General features: G+C 35.2%; 17 protein-coding genes and 1 pseudogene. 4 read left to right on the top strand and 14 right to left on the bottom strand.

Features of this window, described 5'->3' with window-relative positions; translation table 11 throughout:
- Positions 1-52 precede the first annotated feature (52 nt).
- From plsY to AC1Q8L_RS00595, 6 genes are all read right to left on the bottom strand, one after another.
- A complete protein-coding gene (gene plsY / locus AC1Q8L_RS00570; RefSeq protein WP_000610838.1) occupies positions 53-601 on the bottom strand; it encodes a glycerol-3-phosphate 1-O-acyltransferase PlsY in 549 nt (182 codons plus the stop codon).
- Between the two features lie 137 nt (positions 602-738).
- Positions 739-1,632, bottom strand: a complete 894-nt coding sequence (locus AC1Q8L_RS00575) for a BadF/BadG/BcrA/BcrD ATPase family protein (protein ID WP_000876626.1) — start codon at positions 1,630-1,632, stop codon at positions 739-741.
- 15 nt (positions 1,633-1,647) lie between these two features.
- The gene (anmK, locus tag AC1Q8L_RS00580; RefSeq protein WP_000274971.1) at positions 1,648-2,802 is read right to left on the bottom strand and encodes an anhydro-N-acetylmuramic acid kinase AnmK; all 1,155 of its coding nucleotides are present in this window, start codon (positions 2,800-2,802) and stop codon (positions 1,648-1,650) included.
- Positions 2,803-2,824: 22 nt separating this feature from the next.
- On the bottom strand, positions 2,825-3,091 hold the full coding sequence (locus AC1Q8L_RS00585) for a hypothetical protein (protein ID WP_001021963.1): 267 nt from the start codon (positions 3,089-3,091) through the stop codon (positions 2,825-2,827).
- Positions 3,092-3,169: 78 nt separating this feature from the next.
- Positions 3,170-4,453: a PTS sugar transporter subunit IIC gene (locus tag AC1Q8L_RS00590; RefSeq protein WP_001032277.1), complete on the bottom strand. Its 1,284-nt coding sequence runs from the start codon at positions 4,451-4,453 to the stop codon at positions 3,170-3,172.
- 11 nt (positions 4,454-4,464) lie between these two features.
- Positions 4,465-4,770 carry a PTS sugar transporter subunit IIB gene (locus AC1Q8L_RS00595; RefSeq protein WP_000865907.1) on the bottom strand — a complete coding sequence of 102 codons (306 nt, stop codon included), beginning with the start codon at positions 4,768-4,770 and terminating at the stop codon, positions 4,465-4,467.
- 227 nt (positions 4,771-4,997) lie between these two features.
- Between AC1Q8L_RS00595 and AC1Q8L_RS00600 the strand changes: the two genes are divergently transcribed.
- Positions 4,998-6,557 (top strand): glycoside hydrolase family 10-like protein, encoded by a 1,560-nt coding sequence (locus AC1Q8L_RS00600; protein WP_000636002.1) that lies wholly within the window; start codon positions 4,998-5,000, stop codon positions 6,555-6,557.
- Between the two features lie 57 nt (positions 6,558-6,614).
- On the opposite strand, the gene AC1Q8L_RS00605 is transcribed toward AC1Q8L_RS00600, so the two are convergent.
- The 3 genes from AC1Q8L_RS00605 to AC1Q8L_RS00615 all read right to left on the bottom strand — a co-directional run bounded on the left by AC1Q8L_RS00605 (position 6,615) and on the right by AC1Q8L_RS00615 (position 9,493).
- Entirely contained in the window at positions 6,615-7,448 is an 834-nt protein-coding gene (locus AC1Q8L_RS00605; protein ID WP_000008373.1) for a DUF3974 domain-containing protein, read from the bottom strand.
- A gap of 24 nt (positions 7,449-7,472) precedes the next feature.
- A complete protein-coding gene (locus AC1Q8L_RS00610) occupies positions 7,473-8,585 on the bottom strand; it encodes a toxic anion resistance protein (protein WP_000137396.1) in 1,113 nt (370 codons plus the stop codon).
- 314 nt (positions 8,586-8,899) lie between these two features.
- Positions 8,900-9,493, bottom strand: coding sequence for an O-methyltransferase (locus AC1Q8L_RS00615; RefSeq protein WP_002094007.1), 594 nt, complete (start codon positions 9,491-9,493; stop codon positions 8,900-8,902).
- Between the two features lie 304 nt (positions 9,494-9,797).
- Between AC1Q8L_RS00615 and AC1Q8L_RS00620 the strand changes: the two genes are divergently transcribed.
- Positions 9,798-9,956 (top strand): hypothetical protein, encoded by a 159-nt coding sequence (locus tag AC1Q8L_RS00620; protein WP_001100984.1) that lies wholly within the window; start codon positions 9,798-9,800, stop codon positions 9,954-9,956.
- Between the two features lie 32 nt (positions 9,957-9,988).
- Here AC1Q8L_RS00620 and AC1Q8L_RS00625 read toward each other — a convergent pair whose 3' ends face one another.
- The 3 genes from AC1Q8L_RS00625 to AC1Q8L_RS00635 all read right to left on the bottom strand — a co-directional run bounded on the left by AC1Q8L_RS00625 (position 9,989) and on the right by AC1Q8L_RS00635 (position 12,545).
- Positions 9,989-10,858 carry a sigma-70 family RNA polymerase sigma factor gene (locus AC1Q8L_RS00625; RefSeq protein ID WP_000447145.1) on the bottom strand — a complete coding sequence of 290 codons (870 nt, stop codon included), beginning with the start codon at positions 10,856-10,858 and terminating at the stop codon, positions 9,989-9,991.
- Positions 10,836-12,146 (bottom strand): phytoene desaturase family protein, encoded by a 1,311-nt coding sequence (locus tag AC1Q8L_RS00630; protein ID WP_001091206.1) that lies wholly within the window; start codon positions 12,144-12,146, stop codon positions 10,836-10,838. Before AC1Q8L_RS00630 ends, AC1Q8L_RS00625 begins: the two co-directional genes overlap by 23 nt.
- A 93-nt stretch (positions 12,147-12,239) precedes the next feature.
- Entirely contained in the window at positions 12,240-12,545 is a 306-nt protein-coding gene (locus AC1Q8L_RS00635) for a luciferase domain-containing protein (protein ID WP_000010317.1), read from the bottom strand.
- Positions 12,546-12,774: 229 nt separating this feature from the next.
- Here AC1Q8L_RS00635 and AC1Q8L_RS00640 point away from each other — a divergent pair, with 229 nt between their 5' ends.
- The gene (locus AC1Q8L_RS00640; protein ID WP_000126322.1) at positions 12,775-13,407 is read left to right on the top strand and encodes a cupin domain-containing protein; all 633 of its coding nucleotides are present in this window, start codon (positions 12,775-12,777) and stop codon (positions 13,405-13,407) included.
- 566 nt (positions 13,408-13,973) lie between these two features.
- Here AC1Q8L_RS00640 and AC1Q8L_RS00645 read toward each other — a convergent pair.
- Complete coding sequence (locus tag AC1Q8L_RS00645; RefSeq protein ID WP_492339389.1) at positions 13,974-15,272, bottom strand: exosporium glycoprotein BclB-related protein; 1,299 nt, start codon at positions 15,270-15,272, stop codon at positions 13,974-13,976.
- 560 nt (positions 15,273-15,832) lie between these two features.
- Positions 15,833-16,717, bottom strand: a complete 885-nt coding sequence (locus tag AC1Q8L_RS00650; RefSeq protein WP_098311979.1) for a DUF4183 domain-containing protein — start codon at positions 16,715-16,717, stop codon at positions 15,833-15,835.
- Positions 16,718-16,934: 217 nt separating this feature from the next.
- Here AC1Q8L_RS00650 and AC1Q8L_RS00655 point away from each other — a divergent pair.
- Positions 16,935-17,165 (top strand): annotated as a pseudogene (locus AC1Q8L_RS00655) (collagen-like triple helix repeat-containing protein); the annotation flags it as partial.

A 17,165-nucleotide genomic window follows, 5' to 3' on the forward strand; every position in this document is an offset into this window, starting at 1 on the left:
ATTTAATAAAAAATGATAAGTGGAGATTATCCCCACTTATTAAACATTCATTTTATTCTCGATTTACATATAGAATAAGTACAATAATCATTCCACTTAAAATAGTCGTAACAATAGAATAAGAATAAAAAATCATACAAATTGGTAAACAAGCAATCGTAATTAGTCCTGGCTTCGTAAATCCTTTAAATATTAAATAAAATACAATAAAAATGCCTATGAGGGTAAGCGCTATCAAATAATCAAATGCGATTAATCCTCCAATAAATGTTGAAATACCTTTACCGCCCTTACCTTTAAATAAAACTGGGTAAATATGTCCAATAATAACGGCCAATAATGTTAACATTACGAATGTAGGATCTTCAAAAAGATATTTTGCAACAGTAACAACGATTGCCCCTTTAATCGCATCACCTAAAAATGTAGCGATGAAATACCCTTTTCCATATACGCGCCCCATATTTCTTGCACCAGGATTTCCGCTTCCTTCACCCCTAATATCAACGTTATGTCTCAATTTTGTTACTATATAAGCGGTCAAGATGTTTCCAATTAAATAAGAAGCCATCAAATATAAAAACTGCATACTATTAATCATGTAATCATTCACTTTCTACATGGGATTACATATACAATATTCAATTACTACGTATATTGTACGTTTTAACATACATCCCTTTATACATTTTAACATCATATTTTTACAAATCATACAAAAATTCTCATACGCTATTTTTAAAAATATATATCCCTCATTAAATAATATGTTCCTTTCACTGCCATTTCTGCTTGTGATACAAATACAATTTCTTTAATACTTTCTTCACAGCATTTCTTAAATGCAGCAAATATTTCAGGAACTAAACGCAATATACTGCCACTTACTGCAATTGGAGTTGAGCGCTTAAATTGCATCTTGTTATAAACATCTACCGTAATTCTTGCTAATTCCTTTCCAGCTCGCATTATAATTTCATGCGCATAATCATTGCCATTTCTCGCTGCCTGAATAACTAATGGCGCGATTGCTGCAATTTTATCTTTAGAAGAAGTATATACTAAGCTTTTTATATGAGACGGTGTCAACAGTTGAAACTGACTTTGAATATTCAAACTCAATGGACAAAGACTGATTCCTTGATCGAATTGAATTGCCATTTTCTTTAAAGCTTGTAATGCAATCCAATATCCGCTCCCCTCATCACCTAAAATATGTCCCCATCCACCGCTATACTCATACACTTCTCCTTTCTTTCCGATACAAATTGCCCCTGTACCACCTATAGTTAATATTCCATCCTTACCTTTTAAAGCAGCTGCATGCGCAATCATTGCATCATTAAAAATTTCAATTTCTGTTCCGTATTTCTTTTTTAAACGTAATGTTAATTCATTTGTATTCGCGCCACTTATGCCGGCTAACCCTAAACAAACACAAACGCAATGCCCATTTATTAAACTCTTCTGGCATTGATCAATTGCTTCCATAATATGCAAAAGTGCCTCATCAAAATCTATTAATACATTTCCAAATCTGCTCATACCTCTTACAACTTCATTTCCATTTTGATCAAATGCAATTGCCTCTGTCTTCGTTCCCCCGCCATCTACTCCGATCATATACTTCATATGTTCGCCTCATTTTCATTTACATATTGGAGGGAATGTTACATTCCCTAAAACCACGGAATTCTTAGCACCTGTTGCGCTCGGCACATTACTCGGATTACGATAATACGTTTCGTTTGCTAAAACCGCAAAGGCGATCGCTTCTTTCGCCGCTGAGGAATAGCCTAAATTTTCTTGAATAAATATTTTGCATTTTTCTTCCTTTAATCCAAATCGTATCATTTCAACAAGTGTACGATTATAACTTCCGCCCCCGCCTAAAATTACTTCATCGATTTCATAATACGGAAAAATAAATTCCTGATAATGATGAACAATTGAACTTGCTGTAAACATCGTGACAGTTGCCAATATATTTTCTCTACTATGCTTTTCAAATCGATTCAATAATTCAGTCACAAACGCTTCTCCAAACTGTTCTCTACCTGTTGATTTCGGTGGATTTATTTTCAAAAATGGGTGGTTCATACAATATGTCAAAATTTCTTCTACAACTACCCCCTGTTTTGCAATCTTACCATTTTGATCATATGACAACTGAAATAACCTTTGGCATACTTCATCCATTACCATATTACCTGGACCTGTATCAAATGCTATAACGCTCTTCTCACTTAGTTGACTTGGTATTACAGTCACATTACCAATCCCGCCGATATTTTGTAGTAGTCTATTTTTAGTTTTGTGACGATATAAAATAATCTCTGAATATGGTACAAGTGGTGCACCTTGTCCTCCAGCTGCCATGTCCATCGTTCGAAAATTAGAAATAACTGTCGTATTCGTTTCATACGCTATTACTGCTGGTTCCCCAATTTGCAAAGTTGAAGAAAGAATATTACCTTCTTGCTTTGGCTGATGATAAATCGTTTGTCCGTGAGAGCCTATTAAATCTAATTGTCTCAAAGGAAAATTGGCCTCTTTACAAACTTCCTTTACAGCATTGGCGAAGCATAAACCAAGTTTAAAATTTAAACTACATATAAGTTGGACATTCGAAGTTTCAATTGATAACGCTTGTTGGATCTCATTTTTCATATCATTACAAAATGGAACAGTAGTAAAATGGATGAGTTCGATTTTAGAATCTACACCACTTCCTTCTATATGAACGAGCGCTACATCTATTCCATCTAATGAAGTACCAGACATTACCCCTGCAATATACATAACGTGCATGACCTCCTATTTACTAAAAAACAATCATGTAAGTAACGAACGTACAACCAATCGAAAACAATATAAATCTAAAAAACAACTGAGCTTTCGATGCAAACGATCCATCAATGAAAGAAACAACTACCGTAAGCAAAACGCTTGCCGCAATACTTGTAACGAGCCATATACTATGCATTTGTGATAGATTTAGCATGCCTAATAAAGGGACAAAAAGTAAATTTGCACAAATCACTCCAAATAATAATAAAAATACGCCTTTATAACTAAATTTTATATTCATTCTATTTCCCCCTTTCTAGTTTTAATGTGAAAGAAGTGATAGACAAAAAGTCTATCACTCAAAATAACAGCGTGCAGATTAAGGATTAACAGATTCCCCGTCACCATTCTTTTCAATTTCAAGCATATTTTTGTCGTACATTTTAAAGAATGGTAAATAAATAAGGAACGATATTGCTATATTTATAAATACTAATACAATCGCACGCCAATCTCCACCTGTTGCTAAATATGCACCAATTGGAGCAGGTAATGTCCATGGCGGCATAATATGCGTTGGTGTTACAAATCCCATCGCAGTTGCTGAATATGCAACAGTTGCTGTTACAAGTGGTGTAATGATAAATGGGATAATTAAAATTGGATTTAGTACAATCGGTAATCCGAATATGACTGGTTCATTAATATTAAAAATACCCGGAACAATACAAGTTCTTGATAATGCTTTCGAATATTTCGATCGACCAAATATAATCATAGCTAATACAAGCCCTAACGTCGCACCAGAACCGCCAATCCATATAAACCATTGATATAACGGCTCTGGTGAAATAAATGGCAACTGATCTGCTCCACTAGCAACTGCTTCACCATTTTTCCCTAGGTATACTTCCCATAATGGCCGAGCAACAGTTCCAACAACCGACACACCATGGATTCCGAATGACCAAAAAAACGTAATTAAAAACACTGGAATCATTACACCGAAGTAACTATCCCCAGCTTTTACTAATGGTGCTGCTAATTTATCAACAACATGGTGTAAATCAATGCTAAAAACGACAGTTACTAGACTCATTATAATAATAACGAATGCTGCAGGTATAAGTGCTTCAAATGAACGCGATACAGATGGCGGTACTTGTTCTGGCATTTTAATCATTACATTTTTCTTCTTACAAAATCTTAAAATCTCTACGGATAAAATAGAAACAATCATCGTCACAAATAATCCATGACCTCCGAGATTTGTCATCGGAAGCATGAATCCTTTTTTATCAATTAACTCAGGCGTTAATGTTAAAAGTAGTGAACATACCGCGAGCTGTGCTCCTGATAAAGCATCTAATTTATAACTTTTCGCTAAATTATATCCTATTCCAAATGCGATATATAAGGACATAATAAACATGGTTAAACGATATGGTATCAATATACTTGTTTGATTCTTTAATGCCCAAACTGATATGAAACTATCTTTCGGCAGTGGTGGAAATGCTACTATTAAAAAGAAGCTTCCTACTATAATAAATGGTAACGCCGAAATAACTCCATCACGGATTGCTTGTAAATGTCTCTGCTCAGAAAGCCTTGCCATCGGTCCAGATAAGTTTTTATCAAGAAACGTGACAAACTTATTCATAACGTTTCCCCCTAACTTATTAATTCATTTACAGTTTTTAATAAAGTCGGGCCACCAAGCGGTGTGTATGCTTGCGGCGGTATGATGCCACACGGAATAGATTCCTCCTCTGCAAATTTTTTTACAGAGTCAAATCGGTGTCTTATTTGAGGTGCCACCATTACGACATCCCAGCCATTCTTTACTTCTTCCTCTACCTCATTCGTTCCAATTGCATGCACTTCCATGTTCACACCATTTTTCTCCGCTTCTTTTTTTAAAGCGTTTACAACAATTGCACTGGACATTCCTCCAGAACAGACGAACAAAACTTTCATTTATTAATCCTCCTATACTTATAATTTATTACCCTTCAAATGAAAGGAAGTTTCACTTTACTAACAAGCATATGAAGTAGTAAATGAATTTAGTTATAATGAAAGTAAATTTCATTAAAAATATTTTTCCTATTAAATTAATGTTTCAATATGCAATTTTCTCTATTGCAAAGTCAACCTCGCCTCATATATTATTTTAAATAATCATATGATAGGGAGGCGTATAAATGATCGTTAAACGTTTATTAATGATATGTTGTATCGTCATCTTGTTCATCCCTTTCTCTTTCATTCCCCCTCACTTTACTTATGCTGAAGTAAATACTACGTACAAAAAACATGAATTACGTGCTGTATGGATTGCATCTGTTCTGAATATTGATTGGCCCTCAAAAACTGGCTTACCCATTGAAAAACAGAAACAAGAATTTATAAGATTATTAGACGATGTAAAAAGCACTGGTATGAATGCAGTTGTTGTACAAATTAAACCAACCGCTGATGCTTTCTATCCTTCAAATTACGGTCCTTGGTCTGAATACATTACAGGAACACAAGGAAAAGATCCTGGTTATGACCCGCTCGCATTTATGATTGAAGAAACTCATAAAAGAAATATAGAATTCCACGCTTGGATTAACCCATACCGAATAACGATGAATCACACCGATATAAATCGATTATCAAATAATCACCCTGCAAGGCAACATCCCGATTGGGTTGTCACTTATGGCGGAAAGTTATATTACAATCCCGGTATTCCGGAAGTGAAAAAATTTATAACAGAAGGCGCTTTAGAAATCGTACAAAATTACGATATTGATGCGCTGCATATGGATGATTATTTTTACCCATATAAAGTAGCCGGTGAAGAATTTCCAGATCAGAAAACATACGAAACATATAATAATGGTAGATTTACAAATATAGAAGATTGGCGACGTAATAATGTAAATGAACTTGTAAAAGATTTAAATACTGCTATAAAACAAGAAAAATCATATGTAAAGTTTGGCATTAGTCCGTTCGGCGTATGGCGAAATATAGCTGACGATCCCACTGGCTCTAACACAACCGCAGGCCAAAGAAACTATGATGACCTTTATGCTGACACACGTGAGTGGATACAAAAAGGATATATTGACTACATTACACCGCAAATATATTGGAATATAGGTTTCACCCCAGCTGCATATGACATATTAGTAGATTGGTGGGTTAAAGAAACAAATAACAAACCGCTTCACCTATACATCGGTCAAGCGGCCTATAAAATTAATAATAACTCCGTCCCTGCTTGGTCTGATCCAGAAGAATATCCAAAACAAATTGCATTAAACCGGCTATATCCTGATATAAAAGGTAGTATGCATTTTAGCTTAAAAGATATTAATAACAATCCACTCGGAGTTAAAGATAGACTTTCAAAAAACATATATAAACATCCTGCATTAATCCCGCCTATGCCTTGGCTTGATCATTATCCACCAAAACAGCCGACTTTAAAAGGCGCCATTCCAAGAGATGAAGGTATTGCAATCGGTATCATTGACAATAGAGATAATGATTCTGCTTATTACGCTATTTACCGCGTGAATGGGAAAAATGAAGTGGATATACAAAACCCAAAAAATTTACTTACTACTGTAAGAAAAACAAAACTTGGAGAAATTTATGTAGATAAAACCGCTATTTCTGGAGAAACGTATACGTATGTCGTAACTGCAGTTGATCGATTGCATAATGAAAGTGTGGCTTCTAGTCATACTACCGTTAGAGCAAAATAAAACCTCATAAAAAAAGCGCCTTAAAGCTGTGATATTTAGCTTTTAAGGCGCTTTTTGTTATTTATTCTTAAACTTCTCAGTCGCTGCTCTCATCTTCACATTTAAATCGTGATCAATCGAGTCGCGAATATCTCGCTCTACTACTTCCATTTCTTTTTTGAAATTTTCCAAGTAGATCTTCAGTTCTTCTTCCTTCTCTGGTCTTTGTGAAGGTGGTAATTGTACTACCAACGATAACATGGCCGTTAAATCTTTCATTAAGAATGTTTCAAGTTTATGTTGTTGTTCAAACATGCGTTGCTCTTGATAGTACGGAAGTGCATTTAATACTGAAATTGTAATATCATCAACCGTTCTTTGTAATGAAGGATTTATTGAGCGTTTATACGCTTGAATTGCATTTAATGCGTCTGGATAACGGTCATAAAAATACAATTTGTAAAATGATAAGTCTGTCGGTTTTACAGTTTGCTGCGTTTCTTGTCTTAAGAAATCTTTCACTTTCATCGCAGCCACATCAATATCTTCATTCGTAAGCTTTTTCGTAGTTTTTGCCATTACATGCACTTTTTTCTGCTTTTCTTTCGGTAACATCGAGAAGACTTGCTCTCTCGTACGTTGACCTGATGTACAAAATAGAGTATTTAATGTATTTTGTTCTTTCTTTCCTTCGGTGCGAATCCAGCGATAAAACAGTGGATGTTGTGTAAATTCTTGTAGAAACGGTATTGATTTGTTTGATATCTTATCTAGAGAATCTTGCGCTCTTTTATATGGCTTCGTCCATGAAAAATACAGTTTCCGCCCGAAGTATACGACTAAAACAACGACAGTAAATGCTATTAAAAGCAATGTACCGAGTAGTAATAGTACTGTTTGAATGAAACTCATTTGTTCACCTCCTCTAATAATCAGTTATTTCCTTGGACGCTGAATGAGTTTCTGCTTCATCTCATCATTAAATGTGTCTAGTTCAATAACGAACTTCTTACTTGACTCAATAATACGTTCTGAAGATTTTTCAGATGCTTCAATTGCAGCGAACACATTTTGGAATGATTCACGTAATTTATCCATGCTAATAGCAGGGTTTTCAAGCAATTTCGTCGTTTCTTCTGTATTTTGTTTTAACGCTTGAGAATTACTTAATACCATCGATTCAATTGCTTCATTCGTCGCATTTACTGCATCAATTGTTTTACGTTGATTCGTTAATGCAAGCTGAATAGCAGCTGAAACTGTTACAACGTTTTGCGTCATCGTAATCGCATTACGTATTGCCTCTGTTAATTTTTCGTTATTTTTCTTAATGATGTCTACAGAAGCTATAGATTGTAATAATACACTTTTCGCTTGCTGCATATTACGTGTACGTACAAGTATCTTTTCTAATGCATCGTTAATTAACGGAATATCCCTTTGACGCTCTGGGTTTTGTTTCTCAGCTTCAAGCATGCCAGCAAGCTTTTTCCCTAAGTATACTTGTTTATCAAGAGCATGAATTTTATCGTGCGATTGTTCTTTTAACATTTCAAGACCAACTGTATCCTCTTGTAAGTTATCACGACCAATTAGAAGGGATCTAATAATTTCCTCGATTTGTTTATCTATAGATTGGTATTTATGCACGTATGTTTCAAGTGGATTTTTCTTGAATACTTTAAACATTATTTTCTTCATACCACTTGCTTTAAGTGAATTGGGATCAAGCTCTGATACCACTTTTCGTAATTCTAACAATGTATTTGGAATTTCTTCATTTTTCCCATTCATCATCGCTGTTACAGGGCGTTTTAAAGCTGATAACGTTTGTCCTGCTGCTTGTTGCTCTTTATCCCCTAAATCTCCTAGCTGAGACAATACTTTTGATAAATCTGTATTTTGCTCGCTATTTAACTTTTGTACATAAAGATCCGCTTCTTTATTTAGTTCCTCTAATTCTGCATCTTTTATAACTGTATCAACTACTACTTCTACATTATTATCTTTCACAATGGATACAGGTTCTTTTTTCTCGAGTTCAGTCAACAAAATCGCTCCTTTATTTATATGTGCGAATTTATATGCACTATATTTCATCAATTATATCGTATTTCATATACATTCTGACTGCTTGAAATCGACTTTTTTAGAAATGCCTGTTTATGCAGTCATTCCCTGTTTCTTACTATAAGTATACCTGTAATCAACATAATTTTCCTCAGACTTAAGACCTAGAGAACAACATGCTGAAGGCGGATTCTTCATATATTTCCTAAATAATTTACGTTCTTTCAATCGTGCTACACTCAATCTTTTGACATTCACCCGTTTTCAATGTGATAATTCTATTACACTCACTTCTATTTATTTTTGCGAGCTACAAATGCTCCCTTTTGAAACGCTAATAACACCGTTTCAAACGTATCATCTTCTTCAATCATTTTTATAAACTCATCTAATTCACTCGCATGAGAAGTTGCATTATCAACAACAAGAAAACCTTTTGGTTGTAACATACGTTTTATATGCTCAAACCACCACATGTATTGCGTGCGCTCTGAATCTAGGAAAATAAAATCAAATGAATGATCTAATTGGGAATCTAAAAATGCCCCTGCTTCTTGATTATGAATATCGATTCTTTGTAACAGGTTTGCCTTTTCAAAATTGACAAGTGCCTCTCCAACTCGTTCTGAAGAAAGCTCTACAGTTGTTACATTTCCATTTGTTTCTTCTACCGCATTAGCTAACCACAATGTAGAATAACCATTAGAAGTTCCAATTTCCAAGATATTTTTTGCATTACACCCTTTTACTAAAATTGATAAAAATTGCCCCATCTCACGAGAAACATTCCGTAGTTTTTCTTCCCTTGTTTTTTTATTTCGATCATGCTCTTCTCCATATTGTTCAAGTTGCAATAATAATGAATCTACTGTATCCATTCTTTTCATCGCCTTTCCAAGCAATATGATGAAAAAGCTCTTGCTGCCCGTCTACTTTTTATTATATGCGAAACAAAAACCTTTTTCCTGTTATATGACAAAGATTTATAATTTTTTATAGCATATTGTTTCGTTTTTTGGTAAAGTTAATTTCTACGTGCAATTATTCCATTCATATTATTTCATATTAAAATTGCAGTTATTAAATTATATAAACCCCATTTAAATGAATCGGTATTTCAAATTCAATTAAGCGCCCTTTTCGGACGCATTTTCTTTGTTTTTATATTTCCAGAAGAAAGGATGCTTACAAATGAACGTGATTAGCTTAGATGCTGCTCGAAAACGAAAGCAGCATAAAAAATTAATGATTACTATACCGATTATTACACGTATTTATGAAGAAGACGGGGAAATTAAATTTGAGGTAGCGGGCGAAAAAGATGTACCTCTTGAAATGTTAGAAAAATAATAAAAAACGCATTTCTGAAGAAATGCGCTTTTTTATATTTTTACATTTAAATGCATAAGTTTTTCAGGATTAACCATCATATAAATATTTGAAATTTTCTCATCCTCAAATGCAAACGAAAGAACATACGTTACTTTATTATTTATTGTAACTATAACTCCTGGTATACCATTTACCATTTTGAAATCAACAGTGTACTCTTCTGTCAATCGTTGTGCAATCCCAAAGAACAAACGTATAATTCGATCCGCAGAATAAATCGGATTAATCGCAGTCGTAACTTTACCACCACCATCAGCTTTGAGTATAGCATCTGTTTTTAATACTTCTAACATACCTTCCGCATCCCCACACTGTAATGATGATACAAACTTTTCAACATAAGAAGCCATTTTCTCCGTGCTTAATTTTGATTGCTTCGGTTTCTCCAAAATGCTTTTTCGTGCACGTTGAAAGATCTTCCTGCAGTTCACACTACTCTTATCAACAATTGAAGCTATTTCTTCGTATTCATAACTGAAAACCTCTCTTAATATGAAAACAATCCTTTCTACCTCAGATAGTTGTTGTAAAAGTAATAAATATGCGGTGGAAAGGGATTCTTTCATTATAAATGACTTTGATGGCTCATCACTCTCGTCTACAAGTGGCTCTGGTAACCACATCCCTACATACACGTTACGTTTATGCGCTGCCGATCGTAATTTATCAATTGAACGATTTGTCGCCATCTTACATAAATATGCTTTCATATTTTCTATAGATTGAGGATCTTCTATATTATTTAGCGAGATAAATACATCCTGAACGATATCCTCAGCATCCATAACACTCCCAAGGATTCTGTATGCTAACGAAAATAATAATGGTTGATACGCTTCATATAACTGCTCCGTTTCCATGATGAACTGCCTCACTTCCATATTGCTTTAAAATGTGTAACGCTGCTCGTTTCCCGCTTGCTACCGCAGCATCAGCTAATATTTCATCATGCCCTGCCCAATCTCCTGCAACATAAACACCTGGCATTTCAGGTATATTAGGACCCGGCTTTTCAACACGGTCAATATGAGGAAAATCATGTACTACTGTTATTTTCGGTAAATATTGCTGTGCAACAACTTCTCTTTTCCAATTTGGATGTAACAACTCCATCGTACTTTCCAACTGTTCTTTATCTTCATGAATATGATTCATCTCTAGCATAAGATTATGGTACTTAATTAGACTCACTGCAATTGATCCATCTTCACTTAATTTAGCTGCTCTCGATTGATTTGTGAAAAATATAGGTTGATCTAATCCTAATACAAATTGATGTGTAGGATTGGGTAATTGTCTCAAGCCAATATCTAATGCAGCAACAGTAACCGGTACCGATTGTTCATTCCATCTATGCAAACTTGTTCCTTCTGCACCTTTTATTATTTTACAAGCCTCTTTTGGCGGAGTCGTCACGATGACTGTATCTACTGCAAAAACCTCATCATCAACACAATGTATTCTTTGTTTATCTTCATAATGCTCTATTTCCAAAACATGCTTTTTAGCCAAAAATTTTACCCCGACATCATTCGCTAAATCTCTTAATTTTGTTATTATCGTCTCCCAACCACCATCTACATAAAGCACTCCTTCTTTTATAGAAAGCTGTATTTGCTTTAGTACAGATGATGCTAATTGTATTGTAGGAGCAAACGTATATGTTGTTGTCCGGCATAGCGCATAAAATATATTACGAACCATTGGATCTTTTATTTCATTTTCTGCCCATGTAGTTAGACTCATTTTCGGAACTTCTCCTACATCTAAATTTCCTAAACGAATCATAAGACGTGAGAATTGTACTTTTGCAGACCACGAAAGTAGTGGTGTTGATAAAATTGAGCGAAAATCTGTTGGGATGGTGAATATATCCCCTTTCCATATTCCATGTGCTTTTGTAGATGGTATTCCACCTGGAAGATTCAAACCGAGCTCATTAAAAGTTATAAACGCTGCCCCGCCTCTATATAAAGCATGTGCACCAAGATTCATGCAGATTCCATTTTTATTTATAGTCATCCCTCGGCCACCGAATTGACTGGATTTTTCTAATACAATCACTTTCTTTCCAGCTTTCGCTAAATATATAGATGCTGTTAATCCAGCAAGCCCACCGCCAACAATTGCTACATCAAATGTATTCATAATAAAATCCCTCCTTATCGTTCTACATACAAGACGAACGATTAAGGAGGGATGTGACATGAAAATAAATTTTTATTACCCTACTTTATTTCATTACTTTTTAATTCGGTCATATTGCATACGAAATAACTCAATTGCAAATGGAATATCCTCTTCACTCTTTATATAATAACTGATCCATCCTGATTCAGGTAATACGTGATGTGGTTTTACCAATCCTTGCTTCACTAATTCATCTCGCTTTAACTTCGGAAATGGTAAATCAGCTAATTTATCACCATGAAGATGGCCAAGTTCTTTCTTACCATAATTTATTTCAATACCACCAAATCGATGCGGTTTTTCAGAAACACCCGCCCAGCTGAGTACTTCATTTCTAATCATTTCACTAAATGACATGAACATTCACTCCTTATAAATGATTGATGTACTTTTAAATTAACATTTTCATTACTTTTTTCCATCAATCCAAAGTATGAATGGGAATACGAATATAGTTTAATCTTTATACTTTATTCTTTATGGAATAAGTGAATTTATTAAGCTACCGACAACAGCACAAAACAAAGACTAGACACATATCCTAATTTTGTAACCTAACTTACCTATAGAAAGGCGGGTAATATAATTGACTGCCAACATCGACTATACCTCCCCCTCAACCAATTTTACTTATGATGTAAATAAAAGTAATTTTTTTCGGAAAGATGCCCAAAATTATATAAATGTACTTGGTATTAAACAATTAAACACTTTAGAAAATACTTCTTTATTAGATATTTATTTAAGTACAGGAAATGTTGTAGAACCACATATTCATCAAAATGCAGCTGAACTTGTTTATTGTATTTCAGGGTCTGCTGTTGTTTCTTTACTTAATCCATTTACGAATCAAATATTAAACTTACCGATAAAACCGGGGCAAGTTGCCAACATTCCACAAGCGTGGTGGCATTATGAAATTGCTACAGCTGATAATACTCATTTATTAGCTATTTTCAATGCCCCAGCGCCAGAAGTTATTTTCGGTTCTGATATTTTAAGATTAACTCCGGCTCATATGATGGCCCATACTTACTGCCTCAATGAACAACAATGGAAACAAGCGGTTTCTCCTATTCAATCAACTACTGTTATTGGCCCTCCGGCAAACTGCAATCAAAACCGTGGAATGAAAAATTACCCAACCCAGCCCCTCCCTCAACAACATAATCCGTATCCCCAAGATTCTTATTACTTTCCTCTTTACTGGGGCTATTAATTTGTAAATTTTTAAAAGAATCATCATTTATCTCCTAGGAAAATACCGAGGAGATTTTTTTATTGTATGTTCTCTTCCTATTAATAATAGTAACAATTGATAGTGTACATACATATAATATTTATATATTAAATTGGAGGTGATAGTACTATGAGTAATTATAACTATCGAAAAAACTACTCTTATAATAAAAATAGTAGCTCTTCAGCATCCTCTCAATCTTCCAATTCTCAATCTTCCAATTCCCAATCGCAAAGAGACTTAGCCGAGCAAGGCTATGTAAAGAAAAAAGGATGTAACTGTAATAAAAATAAATAGTTTATTTTATGGATGAATTCTTTTTTAAAAGAATTCATCTTTTTTTGCTGGTCGGAAATTTTTAAAGTTACATAACTTATGCCTTAAATGAGAAAGGGTAAATTATACTTTTTTATACGAACTTAATAAAGAGTAATTGTTCAATTGATTTATTACTTATTTCCTCAAAAAATATAGTCCTTCCTAAATTTATTAGGAAGGACTATATACAAACCTCTGTTTAATTTCCTACTAAACATTGTAACAAATTAAACGATATTAATACCTGCACTTACAAATCCAGCAACTGCAGCTATTGGACTTGCTGCTGTTAATGAAACATACAGTAGTATTTTATCTCCAGCCGCTACTGGAATAGCTTCAGCAATGATTCCTGATGCTGTAGAACCAATCGCTATTGCGGCAAATGCTGGTGTTAATAAAAGAGGTGCGCCTTGTACTGTAAACGTATTGCTTGCTGCAGGTGCAGTTAATATTTGTATTTGCACTTGAACAGGTGATAATGGAGCTAAAGCAGCTGTTGCACTAAAGAAACCAGCTAATGACGTAATAACCCCTGCGCGTGGTGCTACAAATGCATAATCACCTACACCTAATGCTAATGTGATACTTGTTCCACCAGTTAAAGCTACACCAGGCTGACTAAATCCAAATCCAAGAAGAGTTCCTGTATTAGCTATTAACGCGTTAACTAACGCAGATGGTGTTGTACCTGAAGCAAATGGAATAATAGCTCCGCCACCAGTTGCTCCTGTTGCACCAGTTAAGCCTGTTGCACCAGTTAAACCTGTTGCTCCCGTTGGACCTGTTGCTCCTGTTGGACCTGTTGCTCCTGTTGGACCTGTTGCTCCTGTTGCTCCTGTTGCTCCTGTTAGGCCTGTTGCTCCTGTTGCTCCTGTTAGGCCTGTTGCTCCTGTTACTCCTGATGGACCTGTTGATCCTGTTGCTCCTGTTGGACCTGTCGCTCCCGTTGGACCTGTTGCTCCTGTTACTCCTGCTCCTGTTGGACCTGTTGCTCCTGTTGCACCTGTTGCTCCTGTTGCTCCTGTTGCTCCGCCTCCTGGACCTGTTGGACCTGTTGGACCTGTTGGGCCGCCTCCTGGAGTAGCACCAATTAATTGAGTTAATAAGTTTAATAAAAGTTGTAAGCTTGCAGGGTCAATAATTAAAGAGAAGAAGAATGGTGCAAGAGCACTGTAGAATTGTTGTAATAAAGAAAGTAATTGACTTAGATTTGGGTTAGGAGATTGTAGTAAATTAATAATACTTTGAATTAATTGTTTTAAGAAATTCCCTTCTGGAGAAGGTGCTAATTCATTTAGTAAGTTCAATAGTTGAGTAAACAAATTGAGTAAAGCTAATCTGTTTGCATCACTTGGATTTGCAAAAAACGCTGCAATAGCCGAAATTAAAGAGTTTAGTAAAGTAATTAATCTACCTAATTGCTCACTAGTAATTGGAACTGTTTGTGGATTGTTACAGCAATCTGGAGTGAAAACAATCGGATTATTGCAGTGGTTATGACCGAAACAATTATTACTTGTCATTTATGTCCTCCTTACTTGTTTTATATTTGAGTTTTTCCTATTATAAGGATCATAAAGTTGTAAAAGAGTATGTGTTATATATTGACTTAAAATAGGAAACATGAAATATAATTAAACTTGCAAACGCTATTTAATTATGTTCATGACTCACATATTAATTATATGTTTTTAATAATTGACTGCTTAGATTAAATACCTAAACTTAAGAGTTTATTTTATTTTTCCACGTTTATCTCTTAGGTTTAAATACACATATTAATTTGAATATACTCAACAATTAACAGTGCCATTTTTTTCATATAAATATACCTTATTTCTTTACTAAGATTGTGTTCTCTTTTTTAAACATGAAGCCGTTTGTATTATAGAGAACTCTCATATACTATATTGAAAAATTCATTTTATATTTTATTCCAATACACTATGAAAAGGATTGAAGTTAAAATTCCTATCATTCAACCATTTATAACAGCTAGAAATTGAATGTACCTTCACTTAATTTTAACTATTCAAATATAAAACAAAAAGGACAGATTCCTTTTCATTAAGGAACTGTCCTTTTAATTAATAATGATAAATTGTAATATAATTGAAGATCCTTGCGATGGTGGTTGCGTATCCAATAAAGTTAATTTACCAGCACTCACTTCATATAATGGTTGTGGTTGCAGTATTCCGTTAACAAACAAATTAATATAAGAAACTTCACTAGGAGACAAAATATTCGTTGTACCATATTGAGGTATCCCGTCAGCATCTGTATATATAAGTTTCTCTCCATCTGCAAAAGTGTAATATAACAAATTGGTTGTGGTTATAGGACCAATGCCCCCAGTAGGACCAGTTGCTCCCGTTTCTCCAGTTGGTCCTTTTGCTCCTGTTATCCCTGTTGCTCCCGTCGGTCCCGTTATCCCTATTGATCCGGTTTCTCCAGTTGGTCCCGTTTCTCCGGTTGGGCCTGTTATTCCGGTCGGCCCCGTTTCTCCGATCGACCCCGTTATTCCGGTTGCTCCTGTTATTCCGGTCGGTCCCGTTTCTCCGGTTAATCCTGTTATTCCGGTCGGTCCCATTTCTCCGGTTAGTCCTGTTATTCCAGTCGGTCCTGTTACTCCGATCGGCCCCGTTCCTCCGGTTGCTCCTGTTATTCCGGTCGGTCCCGTTTCTCCGGTTAGTCCTGTTATTCCGGTCGGTCCCGTTTCTCCGGTTGGGCCTGTTATTCCGGTCGGTCCCGTTTCTCCGGTTAGTCCTGTTATTCCGGTCGGTCCCATTTCTCCGGTTAGTCCTGTTATTCCAGTCGGTCCTGTTACTCCGATCGGCCCCGTTTCTCCGGTCGGGCCTGTTGCTCCTGTTGGAATATAAATTGGTGGAAGAATCGGAAATGTAGGTCCAATATTTTCTGGTCCTATCATCCCCTTATTCAATGATAAATTGTCATTGCGTTTCAATTTAATACCTCATTCCACATGTTTTTTAATTCATACACATCATTATGACCCCTATCATTAAAGAATAACTTTATAACTATTCTCTTTTTTCTTCCCAAAGAATTATTACATATATTAAACATTTTACCGTTGCTATAACCGCTTTAATTAATATAATAAATTAATCATTCTATTTAAAAAATACTAAATCTATTACATTCTTATTTAAAAAGATGAGGTGATTTATATTCAAGATAATAATGAAATTAGAAAAAAAGAAATAATGTCAATGGCCCTTGACATTATTTTCCCTTACAGGCTTACTGGACCTACGGGGCCTACTGGAAATACTGGGTCTACCGGGAGTACTGGGTCTACCGGAAGTACTGGGTCTACCGGAAGTACTGGGCCTACCGGAAGTACTGGGCCTACCGGAAGTACTGGGCCTACCGGAAGTACTGGGCCTACC

The organism is Bacillus sp. GW823-FHT06A11, assembly GCF_058795355.1.